At 67.3% G+C, this 18,653-nt stretch carries 16 protein-coding genes and 1 riboswitch; of the genes, 10 read left to right on the forward strand and 6 right to left on the reverse strand.

Annotated features, from left to right (window positions below):
• Positions 1 to 2: 2 nt before the first annotated feature.
• Positions 3 to 2,150 (forward strand): glycosyl transferase family protein, encoded by a 2,148-nt coding sequence (locus tag ACEPA4_RS03050; protein ID WP_188239234.1) that lies wholly within the window; start codon positions 3 to 5, stop codon positions 2,148 to 2,150.
• Positions 2,147 to 4,981: a hypothetical protein gene (locus ACEPA4_RS03055; protein WP_164092968.1), complete on the forward strand. Its 2,835-nt coding sequence runs from the start codon at positions 2,147 to 2,149 to the stop codon at positions 4,979 to 4,981. The genes ACEPA4_RS03050 and ACEPA4_RS03055 overlap by 4 nt, the downstream gene beginning before the upstream one ends.
• On the opposite strand, the gene ACEPA4_RS03060 is transcribed toward ACEPA4_RS03055, so the two are convergent.
• From ACEPA4_RS03060 to ettA, 3 genes are all read right to left on the reverse strand, one after another.
• On the reverse strand, positions 4,975 to 5,979 hold the full coding sequence (locus tag ACEPA4_RS03060) for a DUF4434 domain-containing protein (RefSeq protein WP_065186771.1): 1,005 nt from the start codon (positions 5,977 to 5,979) through the stop codon (positions 4,975 to 4,977). The genes ACEPA4_RS03055 and ACEPA4_RS03060 overlap by 7 nt on opposite strands.
• 83 nt (positions 5,980 to 6,062) lie before the next feature.
• Entirely contained in the window at positions 6,063 to 7,379 is a 1,317-nt protein-coding gene (locus ACEPA4_RS03065) for an NCS2 family permease (protein ID WP_374083001.1), read from the reverse strand.
• Positions 7,380 to 7,540: 161 nt separating this feature from the next.
• Positions 7,541 to 9,205, reverse strand: coding sequence for an energy-dependent translational throttle protein EttA (gene ettA, locus ACEPA4_RS03070; protein WP_005415249.1), 1,665 nt, complete (start codon positions 9,203 to 9,205; stop codon positions 7,541 to 7,543).
• A gap of 252 nt (positions 9,206 to 9,457) precedes the next feature.
• Here ettA and ACEPA4_RS03075 point away from each other — a divergent pair, with 252 nt between their 5' ends.
• The 6 genes from ACEPA4_RS03075 (at position 9,458) to ribD (ending at position 14,217) form a co-directional block, all read left to right on the forward strand.
• Positions 9,458 to 9,925 (forward strand): RcnB family protein, encoded by a 468-nt coding sequence (locus tag ACEPA4_RS03075; protein WP_032953924.1) that lies wholly within the window; start codon positions 9,458 to 9,460, stop codon positions 9,923 to 9,925.
• Positions 9,926 to 10,111: 186 nt separating this feature from the next.
• Positions 10,112 to 11,365 carry a serine hydroxymethyltransferase gene (gene glyA / locus ACEPA4_RS03080; protein WP_005415251.1) on the forward strand — a complete coding sequence of 418 codons (1,254 nt, stop codon included), beginning with the start codon at positions 10,112 to 10,114 and terminating at the stop codon, positions 11,363 to 11,365.
• Positions 11,366 to 11,431: 66 nt separating this feature from the next.
• Entirely contained in the window at positions 11,432 to 11,851 is a 420-nt protein-coding gene (locus ACEPA4_RS03085) for a hypothetical protein (RefSeq protein WP_005415252.1), read from the forward strand.
• A 27-nt stretch (positions 11,852 to 11,878) separates the two neighbouring features.
• The gene (locus tag ACEPA4_RS03090) at positions 11,879 to 12,328 is read left to right on the forward strand and encodes a hypothetical protein (protein ID WP_065178780.1); all 450 of its coding nucleotides are present in this window, start codon (positions 11,879 to 11,881) and stop codon (positions 12,326 to 12,328) included.
• Between the two features lie 145 nt (positions 12,329 to 12,473).
• The gene (gene nrdR, locus ACEPA4_RS03095; RefSeq protein ID WP_005415256.1) at positions 12,474 to 12,995 is read left to right on the forward strand and encodes a transcriptional regulator NrdR; all 522 of its coding nucleotides are present in this window, start codon (positions 12,474 to 12,476) and stop codon (positions 12,993 to 12,995) included.
• A 136-nt stretch (positions 12,996 to 13,131) separates the two neighbouring features.
• A complete protein-coding gene (gene ribD / locus ACEPA4_RS03100; protein ID WP_139726726.1) occupies positions 13,132 to 14,217 on the forward strand; it encodes a bifunctional diaminohydroxyphosphoribosylaminopyrimidine deaminase/5-amino-6-(5-phosphoribosylamino)uracil reductase RibD in 1,086 nt (361 codons plus the stop codon).
• A 35-nt stretch (positions 14,218 to 14,252) separates the two neighbouring features.
• On the opposite strand, the gene ACEPA4_RS03105 is transcribed toward ribD, so the two are convergent.
• The 3 genes from ACEPA4_RS03105 to ACEPA4_RS03115 form a co-directional block, all read right to left on the reverse strand.
• Complete coding sequence (locus ACEPA4_RS03105; protein WP_032953932.1) at positions 14,253 to 14,627, reverse strand: hypothetical protein; 375 nt, start codon at positions 14,625 to 14,627, stop codon at positions 14,253 to 14,255.
• 114 nt (positions 14,628 to 14,741) lie between these two features.
• Positions 14,742 to 15,626: a hypothetical protein gene (locus ACEPA4_RS03110; protein ID WP_139726727.1), complete on the reverse strand. Its 885-nt coding sequence runs from the start codon at positions 15,624 to 15,626 to the stop codon at positions 14,742 to 14,744.
• Between the two features lie 150 nt (positions 15,627 to 15,776).
• Complete coding sequence (locus ACEPA4_RS03115; protein ID WP_005415264.1) at positions 15,777 to 16,397, reverse strand: hypothetical protein; 621 nt, start codon at positions 16,395 to 16,397, stop codon at positions 15,777 to 15,779.
• A gap of 293 nt (positions 16,398 to 16,690) precedes the next feature.
• Positions 16,691 to 16,836: riboswitch (FMN riboswitch) on the forward strand.
• Between the two features lie 74 nt (positions 16,837 to 16,910).
• Here ACEPA4_RS03115 and ACEPA4_RS03120 point away from each other — a divergent pair.
• Positions 16,911 to 17,537 (forward strand): riboflavin synthase, encoded by a 627-nt coding sequence (locus ACEPA4_RS03120; protein WP_005415265.1) that lies wholly within the window; start codon positions 16,911 to 16,913, stop codon positions 17,535 to 17,537.
• Positions 17,534 to 18,634 (forward strand): 3,4-dihydroxy-2-butanone-4-phosphate synthase, encoded by a 1,101-nt coding sequence (gene ribB, locus ACEPA4_RS03125; RefSeq protein WP_005415266.1) that lies wholly within the window; start codon positions 17,534 to 17,536, stop codon positions 18,632 to 18,634. Before ACEPA4_RS03120 ends, ribB begins: the two co-directional genes overlap by 4 nt.
• Positions 18,635 to 18,653: the final 19 nt, after the last annotated feature.

Below are 18,653 nucleotides of genomic sequence, written 5' to 3' on the forward strand. Positions count from 1 at the left end.
CCGTGGACGGTCTGTTCTGGAACATCCAGCTGGCCAACTACTACGCCGCCCTCGAAACCACGGCGGCGGCGGTGGCCGTGCTGATCCTGATCTCCAGCCTCGATGATCTGTTCATCGATGTCTGGTACTGGGTGCGCGAGAGCTGGCGCGCGCTGACCGTCAAGCGCCGCGACGCGTACCGGCCGCTGACCCAGGAAGACCTGCTGCAGCGGCCGGAACAGCCGCTGGCGATCATGGTGCCGGCGTGGATGGAGTACGACGTCATCGCGCAGATGGTCGAGAACATGATCAACGTGCTCGACTACCGCGAGTACGTCGTGTTCGTCGGCACCTATCCCAACGACCAGCAGACCATCGACGAAGTCGAGCGCATGCGCCGTCGCTACAAGCGCCTGCGTCGCGTGGAGGTGCCGCATGACGGACCGACCAGCAAGGCCGACTGCCTGAACTGGCTGATCCTGGCGATCTTCGACTACGAGAAGCGCCACGACATTAAGTTCGCCGGGGTGATCCTGCACGACAGCGAAGACGTGCTGCACCCGATGGAACTGCGCTTCTACAACTACCTGCTGCCGCGCAAGGACATGATCCAGCTGCCGGTCACCTCGCTGGACCGCGAATGGTACGAACTGGTGGCCGGTGTCTACATGGACGAGTTCGCCGAATGGCACGCCAAGGACCTGGTGGTGCGCGAGAGCGTGTCCGGCATGGTGCCGTCGGCCGGCGTCGGCACCTGCTTTTCGCGGCGTGCGCTGCTGGCGTTGAGCGCGCAGACCGACAACCAGCCTTTCAACACCGACAGCCTCACCGAAGATTACGACGTCGGTGCGCGGCTGGCAGCCATGGGCATGCAGTCGATCTTCGCCCGCTTCCCGGTGCAGTTCCGCGTGCGCCGGCCGTCTTGGTTCGGCTGGGGGCCGGTGCGCGAGCGCACCCAGCAGATGGCACTGTGCGTGCGTGAGTACTTCCCCGACAACTTCCGCGCCTCGTACCGGCAGAAGGCGCGCTGGGTGCTGGGCATCGGCCTGCAGAGCTGGGAGTCGCTGGGCTGGCGCGGTTCGCTGGCTACCAAGTACCTGTTGGCGCGCGATCGCAAGGGCATCATCACCTCGTTCGTCAGCATCATCGCCTACCTCATCTTCCTGCAGTTGCTGCTGTTCTGGCTGTTGAAGGCGACCGGGGTGTGGACGATGCAGTTCCCCAGCGTGTTCCAGGCCGGTACCTGGCAGATGAATGTCGCGCTGCTGACCACGGCGGCGCTGGCGACCCGCGTCGTGCAGCGCTTCTACTTCGTCAACCGCTTGTACGGCTGGGAGCATGCGCTGATGTCGATCCCGCGCATGGTGGTCGGCAACATGATCAACTTCATGGCCACCGCCCGCGCATGGAAGGTGTTCCTGGCCTACCTGCTGTTCGGCAAGCGCATGGTCTGGGACAAGACCATGCACGACTTCCCCGATGCGGCACAGCTGGTGCAGACCCGCAAGCAGCTCGGTGAGCTGTTGACCACCTGGCAGGCGGTGGAACCGGAGCGGCTGCAGCAGGCGCTGGCGCAGCAGCATGCCGGCCGGCGGCAGCCGCTGGGCCGCATCCTGCTAACCCAGGGCTGGCTGGATGATGAAACCCTGGCCGAAGCCATCGCCTTCCAGGGCGACCTGCCGCGTGCGGTCATCGACGTCGACTACCTGCGCGCGGGCTCATTCCCGGTCAGCGCCGATGCCTGCGTGCAGTGGCGCATGCTGCCGCTACCGCCGCGGCAGCAGCAGACACTGCGGCTGGCCGTGGCCAGCCCATTGCCCGAAGACGCGCTGGCATTGCTGAAGCAGGAAACCCGCAGCGCACACATCGAACAGAGCATCGCCCGCGAAAGCGAAATCAACGCTGGCCTGCGCCTGATCGGCGGCGACCAGCACTGGCAGCTGGACAACGTGCCCTTGCTGGGCGACCTGCTGGTGGAGATGCGCCTGATCGACCACGCGCGCTTCGAGATCGCACTGGATGCGTACAAGCCGCAGCGCGATGGCCGCATTGGCGATTACCTGGTCAAGCAGGGCATCACTACCGAAGAGGCCGTGGCCCAGGCCATGCAGGAGCAGCGCCGGCGTGCGGCCGCGCTGCAGTCGCCGCCTCCCGGAGCCTTGCCCGCATGAAGACCACGCTGCTGTCCACCGTCATTGCCGTGGCACTGGCCACGGCCGCCGCGCCGGTGCTGGCGCAGGCCGATGCGCCGCTGCCGTTGTCCGGCGCTGCATACCGCATCGCCGAGCAGGCCTTCGCCGCTTACGAGCGCGGCGACTATCAAGCGGCTTACCAGCAGTCCAGCGAAGCTGTCCGGTTGCGCCCGGACGTGGTGCGGCTGCGCCTGCTGCAGATCTATGCGTTGCAGAAACTGGGCCGGTCGGCGGAGGCGCAGCAGCAGGCGCGCCGTGCACTGGATGCCGGGTTGAAGGATCCGGCCTTGCCGGCACTGGCCGCTGCCACCGCTGCGCGCAGCACGCCCCCGGATGCCAGGGGCGGGCGCGCCCCCTCCCCACCGCGCGCGGCCGGCAGCGGCGCAGACCGCGCCAGGCAGCAGGCCTACACGCTGGCCACCGAGGCCTATGCTGCCTATGACGCCGGGCGCATGCGGGAAGCAGCCAGCAAGGCCGAGCAGGCCTTCCGCCAGCAGCCGAAGCAGGGCGCCTGGGCGATGCTGTGGGTGGCGGCGCTGGAAGCACAGCAACAGGCCGAACTGGCCGACGCGGCCATCGGCACGGCGCTGCAGCTGGGCGCACCGAACGTCGAGGAACTGCACGCGCGGCGCGTGGCGCTGGCCCGCCAGCGCGCGCTGCTGCAGGCCCAGCAGGCCTACCAGTCGCTGTCCACGCAGAACGATGCGGCGGCCGTCGCGCAGGCGCGGGCCGCCGTCGAGCTTGCGCCGGATGTTGCTTCGTACCGGTTGCTGTTGATCACCGCGCAGCTGCAGCAGGGGCAGCTGGCCGACGCCGAGCGCAGCGCCGACCAGGCACTGCAGGCCGACGGCGGCGATCTCAATGCCCGGGTGATGCGCGGTTATCTGCGCCAGCGCCAGGGCAAGACCGTGCTTGCCAATGAGGACTTCGACACCGCGCTTGCCCTGCCGGGGTCCACAACGCAACAGCGCAACGTGCGCCTGCTGGCCGTGGATGCGGCATTGGCCGCTGGGGACCGCATACGTGCGGCTGCACTGCTGGCGCCGCTGCAGGCGGCGTTGCCCACGGATGTGGGCGATGCTCGCGCGCAGCAGTTGCTGCAGCAGGGCATCGAGCAGCGCGCCAGGGCGACCGGATCCAGTCGCGAGCGTCCGCGCATGAGTGCGCAGGCCTATCCGGCGCCGTTCCAGCATTGCCAGTCGGATGGCACCGGCAATGTCTGCGAGCTGATGCCGGCTGACCTGCAGGGCGACGGTGGTGCCGCACAGCGCGCATATGCAGCCTACGCGCGGCAGGACTTTGCCGAGGCCATCGGTGAGGCAAGGCAGGCCGTGCAACTCGCACCGGACGATGCAGACCTGCAAGGCCTGCTGACCACCACGCTGGCGGCAGGCAACCGCAGCCAGCAGGACGAAGCGCGGCTGCGCCTGGATGCGACGCTGGCACAACACCCTGATGACGCGGTGGCGCTGATGCAACGCGGCTACCTCAACCAGAAGGCCCGTGAACCGGCGCGCGCACTGGCCGACTTCCGTGCCGCCGAGGCCACCGGCAAGGCACCCAAGAGCGTGGTGATCGACCAGGCGTACGCGAGTGCGGCCAACGGAGATCATCCGCAGGCGGTGTCGCTGCTGCGCAGCGCCATTGATCGCGCCGACGCCGGTGAGCTGCCTCTGGATGCGCATCAGCGCTACAACGTGCGCAATGCCATCGCCAACTATTCGCGCGAGTGGGGCGTGATCGCCTCGGCCGGTTTCCGCGGCGCGCGCCAGGCCGCGACCAATGTCGGCGGCGCGGCGATCAGTACGTCGGGCGATTCGGTGTTCAGCACGCTGGAAGCGTTCTGGCGGCCCCCGGCGTTCAATGACCAGCATGGCACGCTGGAGCTGTACACCCGGCTGCTCAACACGCTGTACGACGAGGGCGGCACCTACGAATCGATCCGCGCAGTGGACCCGTGCACCGGCGAATCGACACCCGACGCACGTGCTCGCGCCGACCGTCTCAGCCGCTCGCGTTCCACCACCGGCTGGCCGTCCACCATCGCCTCGTTCGGCATGCGCTACGCCTTCGGCCAGACCGGCCTGAGCGCCGGCATCGAGCGCCGCCAGTTTCTCGGTAGCGCCACCCGCACGGGCGATGTCTATCCCGCGTCCGCGGCCGTGCAGTGCAGCCTGCAGCTGGCCCTGAACCCGCCACTGGAAGCCAGCACGCTGGCCCGCTACCGCCTGGCCAGCGGTTCCGGTGGCTGGATGTCCTACCTGACCTACGGCTATTACCACGGTACCGACCTGCGCACCGACGTGAACCAGTGGTGGATGGTCAGCGGCTACGCGCAGGGCGGTTACACGTGGGATGACAACAGCGCGCATTTCACGCTCGATGCACTCGATGCCAACGGCATACCGGTGCGGCGGATCGGCGATGCCAGCGGGCGCCTGCATCGCGAACAGTGGTTCGCGGCCGGTGAACTGCGCGCCGGACGCAGCTTCCGCTTTGGCGCCGGGCAGACCCACTGGGTGGTCACGCCGTATCTGGTGGTGGGGGCGGACTGGCTGGACCAGCGCTCGCGCGTGCGCGACATCCGTTACCCGCTGTTCCCGTCGCAGTCGTTCGCGCTCAACGATACGCAGCGCAGCTGGTCACTTGGCGCGGGGCCGGGCCTGGGCGTGCGCTACTGGTTCCGCGAGGACCGCTACAACACGCCGCGTTCCTACCTCGACCTGACCGTGCAGTACCGCTTTGCGATCGGTGGCGGTGATACGCAGCGCGCCAAGGGCCTGTTCGCCACCGCCATCCTATATTACTGAGGCAACCCCCACCGCCGCCGCAGCGCCGCCGCCTGCGGCGTGTCCTGGGTCAGCCACGGCTCCAGCGCATAGACCAGCACGTGCTGTGCGCCGCTGTCGCGTGCCCACGCCAGCTGCCGTTGGATCCGCGCGGCATCGGCAGTCTCGCCCTTGAACCCGCTGCCATCAGCGGCGCTGCCGGGCAGTTCGCGGAACAGCTCGACGATCGCATCGAAGCCGATGTCGTGCGCGTGGAAGTGATCGAGCAACGGCTGAAGCTGCTGCACGTTGCCGGCGCCGGCAACGCCCACGCCGTCCTGCACCATCGGCCGCAGCGTGGCCTGTGCCAGCACTGCCTGCCACAGCGTGACCAGGTTGCCGTCGGTCTGCAGGCGGCTGAAGTAGCAGGAGATCGCGCAGTCACCGCCGCGCGCGCGGGCGGCGTCTGCCAGCCCGTGCAGCCATTGCGCCAGCCACTGCTGGCGTGCCGGATCGGCCCAGTGGTACTGCTCCAGCTCGTAGGGCAGGTACCAGCCCTCGAAGGCGGGTACCTGCGCCCAGGGCGCCTGTGCCAACCAGCGGCGTGCATGCTCCAGGCTGTCGGCAAGGAACGCCTGCAGCGTGGCATCGTCGGCCCCGATCGCCTGCCACCAGCGTCGCTGGAAGGGCAGTCCGACGCGGATGCGGATGTCGTTCTCGCTGGCGGCGCTGAACAGCTGCTGCAGGCTGCCGTCGGGCAGTGACCAGTCGCCGTCACTGCCGCCGACGATGCCGGTCCATTGCAGCACCAGCTGACGGCAGCCCAGCGTATGTGCAAGCTTCAACGAGCGCTGCCAGTCGGCCAGTCCCCACTGCAGGTGGCTGCGCCAGGGCTGCAGGAAGGTGCCGTCGACCTGCACCGGCAGCGAGCAGCCGGGCAGGGTGGCGAGCGTACCGGCCAACGGCGCCAGCACGGCCGCGCGCAGCAGGCGGCGGCGCAACGGCGAAGACGGATCTGCGGGAAGGACGGGCGCAACCATGCCCGCATCATCCCAGAGCACCGTGCGCAGCAGGTGAACCCAGCGACCGGTGGTGCTGGCCGCTGGCCGGCACCACCGTGTGCTTACTCCAACGCGTAGCGCAGGGTGAACAGCACCGCCACCAGCCATACCGCCGGATGCACTTCGCGCCAGCGGCTGGTGCCGGCCTTCAGTGCCGCATACGCGATGAAGCCAAACGCCAGGCCATTCGCGATGGAGTAGGTGAACGGCATCGCCAGCGCGCACAGTGCGGCCGGCACCGATTCGGTCAGGTCGCTCCAGTCCACTTCCACCAGTTCGCGCAGCATCAGGCCGGCCACGAACAGCAGCGCCGGTGCGGTGGCATAGCTGGGCACCATCGCCGCCAGCGGCGAGAACAGCAGCGCGGCCACGAACAGCGCCGATACGACCAGCGCAGTCAGGCCGGTACGGCCACCCACCTGCACGCCCGAGGCGCTTTCAGCGAAAGCGGTGGTGCTGCTGGTGCCGAGCACCGAACCGGCCACGATGGCGGTGCTGTCGGCCAGCAACGCGCGGCCGAAGCGCTTCTGCGCGCCCGGCAGCTTCAGCAGTCCGGCGCGACCGACCACGCCATACAGGGTGCCGGTGGCATCGAACACTTCCACCAGCACGAACACCAGCACTACCTGCAGCAACACCGCGATCGGCGCACCGCCGTCATGGTGCAGCAGGCCCGGCAGGTCCAGCTGCAGGAAGGTGGGGGCCAGGCTCGGCGGCAGCGAAACCAGGCCCTGGTACTGCACGTCGCCCAATGCCCAGCCCGCACCGGTCACCGCCAGGATGCCGATCAGGATCGCGCCGCGGATCCGGCGTGCTTCCAGCACTGCGATCAACAGGAAACCGGCCAGCGCCAGCAGTGGCGGCGCCGTGTTCAACGGGCCCAGCGCCACCAGCGTGTCTTCGTTGCCGACGATCACGCCGGATTTCTGCAGTGCGATGATCGCCAGGAACAGGCCGATGCCGGCCACGATCGCCGAGCGCAGCGACGAAGGAATGCCCGACACCAGCCATGCCCGCACACCGGTCAGCGACAGCACCAGGAACACCAGGCCGGAGATGAACACCGCCCCCAGCGCCTGCTGCCACGGCAGGCCGGCAGCGCCGACCACGGTGAACGCGAAGAACGCGTTCAGGCCCATCCCCGGTGCCATGCCGACCGGGAAGTTGGCCGCCAGCGCCATTACCGCCGAACCCAGCGCGGCGGCCAGGCAGGTGGCCACGAACACCGCACCCGCATCCATGCCGGTGGTGCCGAGGATCTCCGGGTTGACGAAGACGATGTAGGACATCGTCAGGAAGGTGGTGATGCCGGCCAGCAGCTCGGTACGCACGGTGGTGCCGTGCTGCTGCAGCTGGAACATGCGCTCGAACAGGGACATGGAGATTCTCGCGACTAAGGTGTCACGACCAACGGTCGTGACCTACCCGAATGCAGAACGTGGGTACCGACCGTTGGTCGGTACGCTTCAAAGCGTCACCACCAACGGTGGTGACCTACCGAAAGGAGAAAGGCCGCGCGAGCGCGGCCTTTCCGGTTGCCTTACTTCAGCGCCTTGAAGCGCAGGCGCTTCGGCGCAGCGTCATCGCCCATCCGACGCTTCTTGTCTTCCTCGTACTCGCGGTAGTTGCCCTGGAAGAACTCCACGTGCGAGTCGCCTTCGAAAGCGATGATGTGCGTGGCGATGCGGTCCAGGAACCAGCGGTCGTGCGAGATCACGAAGGTGTTGCCCGGGAACTCCAGCAGCGCGTCTTCCAGTGCACGCAGGGTTTCGATGTCCAGGTCGTTGGACGGTTCGTCGAGCAGCAGCACGTTGCCGCCCTGCAGCAGGGTCTTGGCCATGTGCAGGCGGCCACGCTCACCACCGGACAGCGAACCGACCATCTTCTGCTGGTCCTGGCCCTTGAAGTTGAAGCGGCCGATGTAGGCGCGCGACTGGATCTCGATGCCGTTGATGTTGAGGATGTCCAGGCCGCCGGCGATTTCCTGGAAGACGTTGTGGTTGCCTTCCAGCTTGTCGCGGCTCTGGTCCACGTAGGACAGCTGCACGGTCGGGCCGATCACGATCTCGCCCGAATCCGGCTTTTCCTGGCCGGTGATCATCTTGAACAGGGTCGACTTGCCGGCGCCGTTCGGGCCGATGATGCCGACGATCGCGCCCGGCGGAATCAGCATCGACAGGTTGTCGATCAGCAGGCGGTCGCCGAACTTCTTGGAGACGTTCTTGAACTCCATCACCATGTTGCCCAGGCGCTCGCCCGGCGGGATGAAGATTTCGTTGGTCTCGTTGCGCTTCTGGTAATCCTGCGACTGCAGCTCTTCCAGGCGGGCCAGACGGGCCTTGCCCTTGGAACGGCCGCCCTTGGCGTTCTGGCGCGACCACTCCAGTTCCTTCTGGATCGCCTTCTGGCGGGCCTTTTCCTGGTTCTCTTCCTGCTTCAGGCGCTCATCCTTCTGCACCAGCCATTCAGTGTAGTTGCCCTTCCACGGAATGCCGCGGCCGCGGTCCAGTTCCAGGATCCACTCGGCGGCGTTGTCCAGGAAGTAGCGATCATGGGTGACCGCCACCACGGTGCCGGTGTAGCGCGCCAGGAACTGTTCCAGCCATTCCACCGACTCGGCGTCGAGGTGGTTGGTCGGTTCGTCCAGCAGCAGCATGTCCGGCTTCTGCAGCAGCAGGCGGCACAGTGCCACGCGGCGCTTTTCACCGCCGGACAGGTTGGCGATCTTGGCATCCCACGGCGGCAGGCGCAGCGCATCGGCAGCCACGTCCAGCTGGTTTTCCAGGGTGTGCGCATCACCGGCGGCCAGGATCGCCTCCAGGCGCTCCTGCTCCTTGGCCAGCGCGTCGAAGTCGGCACCTTCCTCGGCGTAGGCGGCATACACCGCTTCCAGCGCAGCCTGCGCCTGCAGCACTTCGCCCACGCCTTCCTCGACCGACTCGCGCACGGTCTTGTTCGGGTCCAGTTCCGGTTCCTGGGCCAGGTAGCCGACCTTGATGCCCGGCTGCGGGCGGGCCTCGCCCTCGAAATCGGTGTCCACGCCGGCCATGATCTTCAGCACGGTGGACTTGCCGGCGCCGTTCAGGCCCAGCAGGCCGATCTTGGCACCCGGGAAGAAGGACAGCGAGATGTCCTTGATGATCTGCCGCTTGGGCGGGACCACCTTGGACACGCGGTTCATGGTGTAGATGTATTGCGAGGACATGAGGTCTCCGTAGGCGCGGCCCTGCGCCCGGCCCATCACGGGAACATCCCGTTGTGGCAGCGGGCACAGACTGGAAAGGAATACCGCCAATTATAGCCGGAACCGGTTCCGGGCCGCGCCGGGCAGGCGCCGTCGGGCTGGCCGTGGGCTGAATACTGCGTCACAGTCCTGCAGCGGGAAGCGTTTCCAGCCGGAAACGGTTCAGATCGGTTGCGCAATATGGGCTCACCACCACCCAAGCAGAGGTCTGACATGCGCATCAATCGAGTAATGGCCGGCGCCGTGGCCTCTGTGCTGGCGTTCGGCGCGGTGGCCCCGGCCTTTGCCGACAACGACCACCGTCGCGGCCATGACCGCCGCGAGTGGCGCGAGGACCGCCGCGAATGGCGACAGGACCGCCGTGACTGGGAACGCGACCGCCGCGAGGCACGCCGCGACTGGGAGCGCGACCGCCGCGACTGGCACCGCGATCACGACCGCTACTACCGCCCGGCCCCGCCGCCGCCGCGCGTGGTCTACGGCCCGGGCTACGGCTGGAAGGTCGGCCACCGCTACCGCGATTACTACCGCGGCCCGATCTATGTGGTGAACGACTACCCGCGCTACCACCTGCGCCGCCCGCCGTATGGGCACCACTGGATCCGCGACGACCGCGGCAACATGCTGCTGGTGGCGGTGGCGACCGGCATCATCGCCGACTACATCATCAACAGTCGCTGAGGATCGCGGCCGGGGTCGGATCCCTTTCCAACGGAAAGGGCCCTGATCCCACAACATCCCTGGAAACCATACGGGGCCGGATTCCTTCGGGAGTGCCGGCCCCGGCCTTTTCGGCCCCGGCAGGCCGGTGCGGGGCTACAATCAGGGGCTGAGCCGTACCCCTTTCCCTGCCTGCTGGAGTACCCGATGTTCCCGCGTGACGTCCGCATCGAAACCTACGATCCCGAACTGGCCAAGGCCATTGCCGCTGAGACCCAGCGCCAGGAAGACCACGTCGAGCTGATCGCCAGCGAGAACTACACCAGCCCGGCGGTGATGGAAGCCCAGGGCAGCCAGCTGACCAACAAGTACGCCGAAGGCTACCCGGGCAAGCGCTACTACGGTGGCTGCGAATACGTGGACATCGCCGAGCAGCTGGCGATCGACCGCCTCAAGCAGCTGTTCGGCGCGGACTACGCCAACGTGCAGCCGCACAGCGGCTCGCAGGCCAACCAGGCCGTGTACTTCGCCCTGCTGCAGCCGGGTGACACCATCCTCGGCATGAGCCTGGCCCACGGCGGCCACCTCACCCACGGTGCCAAGGTCAATGCCTCGGGCAAGCTGTTCAACGCCGTGCAGTACGGCGTCAACGACCAGGGCCTGATCGATTACGACGAAGTCGAGCGCCTGGCCCTGGAGCACAAGCCGAAGATGGTCGTCGCCGGCTTCTCGGCGTACTCGCAGGTGATCGACTGGGCGCGCTTCCGCGCCATCGCCGACAAGGTCGGTGCCTACCTGTTCGTGGACATGGCCCACGTGGCCGGCCTGGTCGCCGCTGGCGTCTACCCGAGCCCGCTGGAGCATGCCCACGTCGTTACCTCCACCACCCACAAGACCCTGCGCGGCCCGCGTGGCGGCATCATCATCGCCAAGGGCGCCGACGAAGACCTGGTCAAGAAGCTGCAGTCGATCGTGTTCCCGGGCATCCAGGGCGGTCCGCTGATGCACGTCATCGCCGGCAAGGCCGTGGCCTTCAAGGAAGCGCTGGAACCGGGCTTCAAGGCCTACCAGCAGCAGGTGGTGAAGAACGCCCAGGCGATGGCCAACACGCTGATCTCGCGCGGCTACAAGATCGTTTCCGGTGGCACCCAGAACCACCTGATGCTGGTCGACATGATCGGCAAGGACGTGTCCGGCAAGGATGCGGAAGCTGCGCTGGGCAAGGCTCACATCACCGTCAACAAGAACTCGGTGCCGAACGATCCGCGTTCTCCGTTCGTGACCTCGGGCCTGCGCCTGGGCACCCCGGCCGTGACCACCCGTGGCTACGTCGAGCAGGACTGCGTGGACCTGGCCAACTGGATCGCCGACGTGCTGGACGCGCCGAACGATGATGCCGTCATCGCCCGCGTGCGTGATGCCGTCAGCGCGCAGTGCCGCAAGTACCCGGTCTACGGCTGATCGCCGCCGGGGTCGGATCCCTTCCCGCAGGGAAGGGCTCTGACCCCGTCACCAGGAATCCCGCGCATGGATGAGCGCCGCCTCAAGTACCTGTATGCCGTCCTGGCGGTGGCATTTGGCCTGCCCAGCCTGGCAGTGGGCGGTGTCGCGGCGACGATGCTGCTGCTGACGGGGCTGGGCCAGTTCGGCCATGGCACGCTGGCCGCGGTGACGGTGATGCCGCTGTGGGGCCTGGCCGGCATTGCCGGCTGCCTGGCCTGGTTGTGGCTCAGCGCCGGGTATCTGCTGCAGGGGCGTGCCGGGCTGCAGGTGCATCGCCTCTGGTGGTGGATGCTGCTGGCCGGCGGTCTTGCCGCTGTGCCCCCGCTGGGGCTGGCGCTGTGGTGGAGCATCACGGTCCACGCCGAAGGCATCGCCCTGTTGCTGTTGGGCCCATCGATGCTGGTGCCGGCGGCGGTGCTGGTGTGGATCAAGCGCCGCGCATGACGTGGCCCATGGAAGGACATCGAACGCATGGATGAGCGCCTGCACAAGCGCGGGATGGCCATTGCCGGCCTGCTGGTGGGCCTGCCCACAGTGGCAGCAGGCGGTACGGGTGCCGTGCTGGGGCTGATGGTCGTATGGGACGGCAAGTACCTGACGGGCGACGAGCACACGCTGTTGCTGCTGTGGTCGTCGGCGGGAATCATCGGCCTGCTGTCGTGGTTGTGGCTGAGCGGGCTGTTCCTGTGGCGCGGTGTTGCCGGCCTGCGCCAATCACCGGTTGCCGCCTGGGCCGGCCTGGCGCTGGGCGTGCTGGCTGCGTTGGGCGTGATCGCCGCCGCGTTGTACTTCACCTTCAAGCACGGGGAGATCTCGACATTGGCCTTCCTCGGCTTTGGCCCACCGCTGTTGGTGATGGCCGGGCACCTGGCGTGGCTGCGCTGGTCACGCGTGGCATCGCCGCCGCCCGCACCGGGTTGAGCCGGACATCACGAACTCGCCGCACACCTCGGGTGGCCAGAATGCAGGCGCTTCCGCGCAGGCAGCATTTGCTGCGGCGCCCTTTCTCAGGTACCTTTGCGACGCTGCCATGATCGTGGCAATTGCTCCCTGAGCCAGGCGTTCCATGCATTGCCCCTTCTGCCAACATGCCGATACCCGGGTCATCGACTCGCGCGTCTCTGAAGACGGCGCGACGATTCGCCGTCGGCGGGAATGCGAAGCCTGCGGCGAGCGCTTCAGCACTCTGGAAACGGTCGAGCTGAAGCTGCCGGCCATCGTCAAGAGCGATGGCACCCGCGAAGCGTTCGACCAGCGCAAGGTCCGCGCGGGGTTCGACCGCGCGCTGCAGAAGCGCGCGGTGCCCGAAGACAAGATCGAAGCGGCGGTACGTGCGGTGGTGCACCAGCTGCGCATCAGCGGCGAGCGCGAAGTGCCCTCGATCAAGGTTGGCGAGTTCGTCATGAACGAACTGCGCAAGCTCGACCACGTGGGCTACGTGCGCTTCGCTTCGGTGTACCGCAGCTTCGAGGACGTGGCCGATTTCCGCGAGGAGATCGAGAAGCTCGAGCGCGACCTGCCGTCCAGCACCGAACAGCTGCAGCTGCTGGGCGATGTGATCGCCCTGACCAAGAAGAAGAAGGGCTGACCGACACCGCTGTGGTGGCACGGAGGCGCCCATGATCTGGTGGGTGCCAACCTTGGTTGGCACGGAGGTATCCATCCACGCATGGCGTGGATCTACCGATCGCGTGCATCCACACCGGCGGCGTTACCATGGTCGCATGACACCATCGTTCTCTGTCCTCGACCACCTGCACATGGCCAACGCGCTGCGTCTGGCCGAGCGCGCTGCCTATACCACCCGGCCCAACCCGATGGTCGGCTGCGTGATCGCCCACGGCGAACGCGTGGTCGGGCAGGGCTGGCACCAGCGCGCAGGGGGGCCGCACGCTGAAGTATTCGCACTGCGCGAAGCCGGCAGCGAGGCCCGCGGTGCCACCGCTTATGTCACCCTGGAGCCCTGCGCCCATTACGGGCGCACGCCGCCGTGCGCACTGGCGCTGATCGAAGCGGGCGTGACGCGCGTGGTGGCGGCGATGCGCGATCCCTTCCCGAAGGTTGATGGCGGTGGCTTCGATCTGCTGCGCAATGCAGGTATCGAGGTTGCCGAAGGACTGATGGCGGCGCCGGCGCGCGAGCTCAACAAGGGCTTCCTGTCACGCGTGGAGCGCAACCGCCCGTGGCTGCGGGTGAAGCTGGCCGCCAGCCTCGATGGCCGCACCGCGATGGCCGACGGCAGCTCCAAGTGGATCACCGGGCCGGCTGCGCGCGAGGACGTGCAGCACTGGCGCGCTCGCGCCGGTGCGATCCTGACTGGCGCCGATACCGTGCTGGCCGACGACCCGATGTTGACCGTGCGCCTGGCCGGTGCCGAAGTGATGCCGCCACTGCGCGTGGTGCTCGATTCGCGCCTGCGTTCGCTCGAATGCAGCCGTGTGCGCGAGGGCGGTGCGCCGACGCTGTACCTGCACGATGCGGCGGTGAGCGCACCGGATGCGGCCGACGCCGAATTTGCCAACGTGCCCAGCGCAGAGGGGCGGTTGGATCTGGGTGCGGTGCTGGCGCTGCTGGCCGAGCGTGGCATCAACGAGGTGCATACCGAAGCCGGCGCGACACTGGCCGGTGCGCTGCTGCGCGCTGGCTGGGTGGACGAACTGCTGCTGTACCAGGCGCCCACGCTGCTGGGCGACAACGGTCGTCCGTTGCTGGCAGGCCTGGGCATCGAGGCAATGGGCCAGCAGCGCCGTCTGCGCGTGGTTGACCAGCGCCAGGTCGGCGAGGACATCCGGCTGCTGTTGCGCCCGTGAGGCAATGGCGGGGCACTGGCCCCGTTCCGGCGCTGTCAGGTGCCCTCGTCCTCGTGGGCAGGGCACTGCTCTTTCCATTGCTGCTTCCACAGCAGATGCAGGTCACGGCAGTAGGCACCGAGTGCTTCTCCCGTCAGTTGCGTTGACTTCCACCGCAGCCTGCGCCGGCTGATGCCCTGGTCGTACTCGTCCGGCAGTACCGACGGTGCGCACTGATCGTGGTACTGCAGGAACGCGCGGCAATCGTCGTTCTCGCTCAGTTGCGCGTCGATGTCGCGGTCGCGCAGCTGGGTCGACTCGAACGCAACCGAAGGTTGCACGAAGAATGTCCTGGGTCTGGACGCTTCGGCGTGCCAGCACGCCATCAGCGCGACAAGCAGGGCCGTGGTCGAGGTTGTGCGGTGTTTCATGCTGTTGCCCTCGTGGAAGAGGACAACAGCATTGATCACGCAGTGTGCGCAAGACCATGCAACGGTTCTGAAAGTGCCATTGATCCTGCTGCAGGCAACGGCGCTACATCGTGCTCATGTGCACTCGTCCGTCCACATCATCTCGGCGATCGGGCGCAGCGCCTTGCACTCCTGCGTCATCTCATCGGCCGACTTCACCTGTGCCTTGGCCTTCAGTTCCTCGGCCATCGCATCCACGCCGCTGATCTGGTCGGGTGCGATCTTCGCCACGCAGCTGCGGTGCTGCTGCAGCAGCAGGTCGCAGCCGGGTACGCCGGTCACCTTCGGTGCGCTGGCCGCCTGCACGTCCTGCATCCATTCCTCGAACGGTGCCAGCGCCCCGGTCACGGTGCCCACCAGATCATCGAAGTTGCCGCTGTACCAGTAGCCGTTGTCCTTGGCCGGGTACAGGGTGAAGGTGCCGCTGACCGGCACGCGCGCGCCGCTCTGCAGCGCCTGGGTGTAGGCGTCGGTGAACTGCTTGCGCGAGGCCGGGCTGGCGTCGGCGGCAAGGCTGGCGGCGAACAGCGGACGTACCTTGCCCAGGTCGGGCACCTGGCAGCTGAAGGTGATGCGCGCCAGCTTCTGGTCGTCCACGTATTCGTTGTCTTCAATCACGCTCTTGCTGGCGCGGCACTTCGAATCACGCAGGGCCTTGGCATACAGCGCTTCGCTGGTGGCCGCGTCGGCCTTGGCGCCGGTGCTGGCAAGCACGACCTGCCACGGTTCGGCCAGCGCCTTGGCCAATGCGCCCGGGTTCGGGGCTACCGCGTCCTGGCCGTCGAAGGCGGGCTTCAGCGCATCGTTGAGGGTGCGGGTCGCGGCGGCGTCGTCTTCCAGCAGGACGCGGGCATACAGATCGAAGGCCTGTTCGGGCGTCAGTGTGGCCGGGGCGGCGCTGGCCAGCAGCGGGGCAGCCAGCAGGGCGCTGGCCAGCAGGGTACGCAAGGGGGTCTTCATGACGGTGTTTCCTGTTCCAGAGGCGCGCAAGCCTAGCGCATCTTTGCGCAGGCCCGACGGCGCCCTGTGATCACGTGCCGACGCGCGGGGCAAAAAAAACGGGCCCCTTGCGGGGCCCGTTCGATCGCACGACGAGGAGCGACCGTTGGATCAGAAGCTGGCGCGGACGCCGGCCGAGTACTGGGTGACGTCGCGGTAGCCGGAGATCTCGCCCACCAGACCCCAGGTCTTGGTGAAGTTGATCTGGCCGCCAACAGTGCCGACCCAGGTGCCCTTGTAGTTGTTGCCGCCATCCATGTAGCCGGCCTTGGCCCAGGCTTCGGTCATGCGCGACGGCTTGCCGCGGATGCCCATGGTGACGCGGCCCAGGTTGGTGTGGTCCTTGCCGTGGTAACGCACACCGTCATAACGCAGGGTCGATTCGGCGTTCTGGCGCACCCAGGCGGCATCGGCGGTGAAGTCCAGGCGGTCGGTCCACGGCATGTGGTAGCCGATACCCAGCTCCGGCTGGTTCAGTTCCAGCTTCAGCGAATCTTCGCCGTAGTGGCGGGTCTTGCTGGTGCGCGACCAGCCACCGAACACGTAGACCTGCTCGGCCAGCGCGACCGAACCGCGCAGGTAGCCACCGTCGACCTTCGGGTCGTCCAGCAGGTTGTCGTCAACCTGGACCTGGGTCCAGCCGCCTTCAACGTAGGTGTAGCTCAGGGCCTCGGCCGAAGCCGAGAACGGGGCGGCGGCCAGCAGGGCGGCCACGATCAGGATCTTGCGCATGGGAATTCCTGTGAGTTTCAGTCCATTGGCGGGCCTGCCCTCGCGGCTGCCCGTGGCGACCTCATGTCGTCCGCTGCGGATTTTAATGAAAGTTTTACAAAATGCGAGAGATGGCCGTCACAGGCTGGGGCGGACCGGGGTTGGGGGTCGGATCCGTTTGCCATCGGGAAACGGCCCTGACCCCAGTGCTGCTGCGCCACCGGTCCATGGGGTCAGAGCCCTTTCCTGCGGAAAGGGATCCGACCCCGTTCAGCACGGGCTGGTACACTGCGCGGGCCGGTTCGCCGGTACACAAACGTCTTCAGGGCGGGGTGCAATTCCCCACCGGCGGTAGGTGCGCAAGCACGAGCCCGCGAGCGCCCCGGCCCACGGCCGGGGGTCAGCAGATCCGGTCCAATGCCGGAGCCGACGGTCATAGTCCGGATGAAAGAAGACGGTGCCACAGGGCTCTTGCCCTGCGTGCACCTGTTTGCCTTGCGGCGTTTTTCGCTCACTTTTCGCGGAGAACGTTACTTGTTTACTGGAATCATCGAAGGCGTCGGCCGTCTGGCCGCACGCGAATCCATCGGCGGCGATGTCCGCTTCACCTTCAATGTCGGGAATCTGCCGTTCGACAACGTGCAGATGGGCGAGAGCATTGCCATCAACGGCGTCTGCCTCACCGTCATCGCGTTCGATGCCCGCAGCTTCCAGGCCGACGCCTCCACCGAGACTCTGGGCCTGACCACGCTGGGCCAGCTGGGCGAGGGTGCGGTCATCAACCTGGAACGGGCCATGCGCCCGACCGACCGCCTCGGCGGCCATCTGGTCAGCGGCCACGTCGACGGCCTCGGCCAGGTGCTGTCCATCCATGAAGATGCACGTGCCCAGCGCTGGCGCTTCGCCGCGCCGGCCTCGCTGCGCCGCTACATCGCCAAGAAGGGTTCGATCTGCGTGGACGGCGTCAGCCTCACCGTCAACGAAGTGGACGATGAAGGCTTTGAAGTCGCCCTCATTCCGCACACCGTGGCCAACACCGCCTTCTCTGCCACCGGCGTGGGCAGTGCGGTCAATCTGGAAATCGATCTGGTCGCCCGTTATGTGGAGCGGTTGATCAGTGTGCCGACCAACGGTCAGCACCCACACGGAGATGCCGCATGAATTTCGCCCCGATTCCGGAAATCCTGGAAGACATCCGCCTGGGCCGCATGGTGGTCATCGTCGATGACGAAGACCGCGAGAACGAAGGCGACCTGATCATGGCCGCCGAACTGGTCAAGCCGTCGGACATCAATTTCATGGTCACCCATGGCCGTGGCCTGGTGTGCCTGCCACTGACCCGCACCCGCGCCGCCGACCTCGGCCTGGCGCCAATGGTGCAGGCCAATACCGCGCAGTTCCAGACCAACTTCACGGTCAGCATCGAGGCCGCCGAGGGTGTTACCACCGGCATCTCGGCCCACGACCGCGCCCACACCATCCGCACCGCGGTCAAGCCCAACGCCAAGCCGTCGGACCTGCATCAGCCGGGCCACATCTTCCCGCTGATCGCCCAGCCGGGCGGCGTGCTGACCCGCGCCGGCCATACCGAAGCCGGCGTCGACCTGGCCATGCTGGCCGGGCTGGAACCGGCCGGCGTGCTGGTGGAGATCCTGAACCCGGATGGCAGCATGGCGCGCCGCCCGGAGCTGGAAGTGTTCGCCCGCGAGCACGGCCTGAAGATGGGCTCCATCGCCGACCTGATCGCCTACCGCCTGGCCACCGAAAAGACTGTTGAACGTGTGGACGAGCGCGACATCGACACCGAATTCGGCCCGTTCAAGCTGGTGACCTACCGCGACCGCATCGCCCACGACCTGCATTTCGCCCTGGTGCGCGGCACGCCGGATGCGGAAACACCGACCCTGGTGCGCGTGCAGGTGGAAAACCCGCTGGCCGACCTGCTGCACTGGCGCCGTGACGACTTCGGCGTGGCGGCCACCGACGCCCTGCGTGCAATCGATGCCGAGGGCGCAGGCGTGATGGTGGTGCTGTCGGCCCCGCGCGATGGCGAAGCCCTGCTGGCCCGCCTGCGCCAGCAGCCGGCGCCGGTGGTGCCGGGCAAGGACAAGGACGTGGGCCAGTGGCGCCGCAACGGTGCCGGCGCACAGATCCTGTCCGACCTGGGCCTGGGCAAGCTGCGCGTGCTGGGCACCCCGCGCCGCCAGATCGGCCTGGCCGGGTACGGCCTGGAAGTGGTGGAGACGGTGACCCTGTAATGGGTAGAGCCGGCCAGCG

It is taken from the genome of Stenotrophomonas sp. P2112 (assembly GCF_041897515.1).
Classification (GTDB): domain Bacteria; phylum Pseudomonadota; class Gammaproteobacteria; order Xanthomonadales; family Xanthomonadaceae; genus Stenotrophomonas; species Stenotrophomonas sepilia.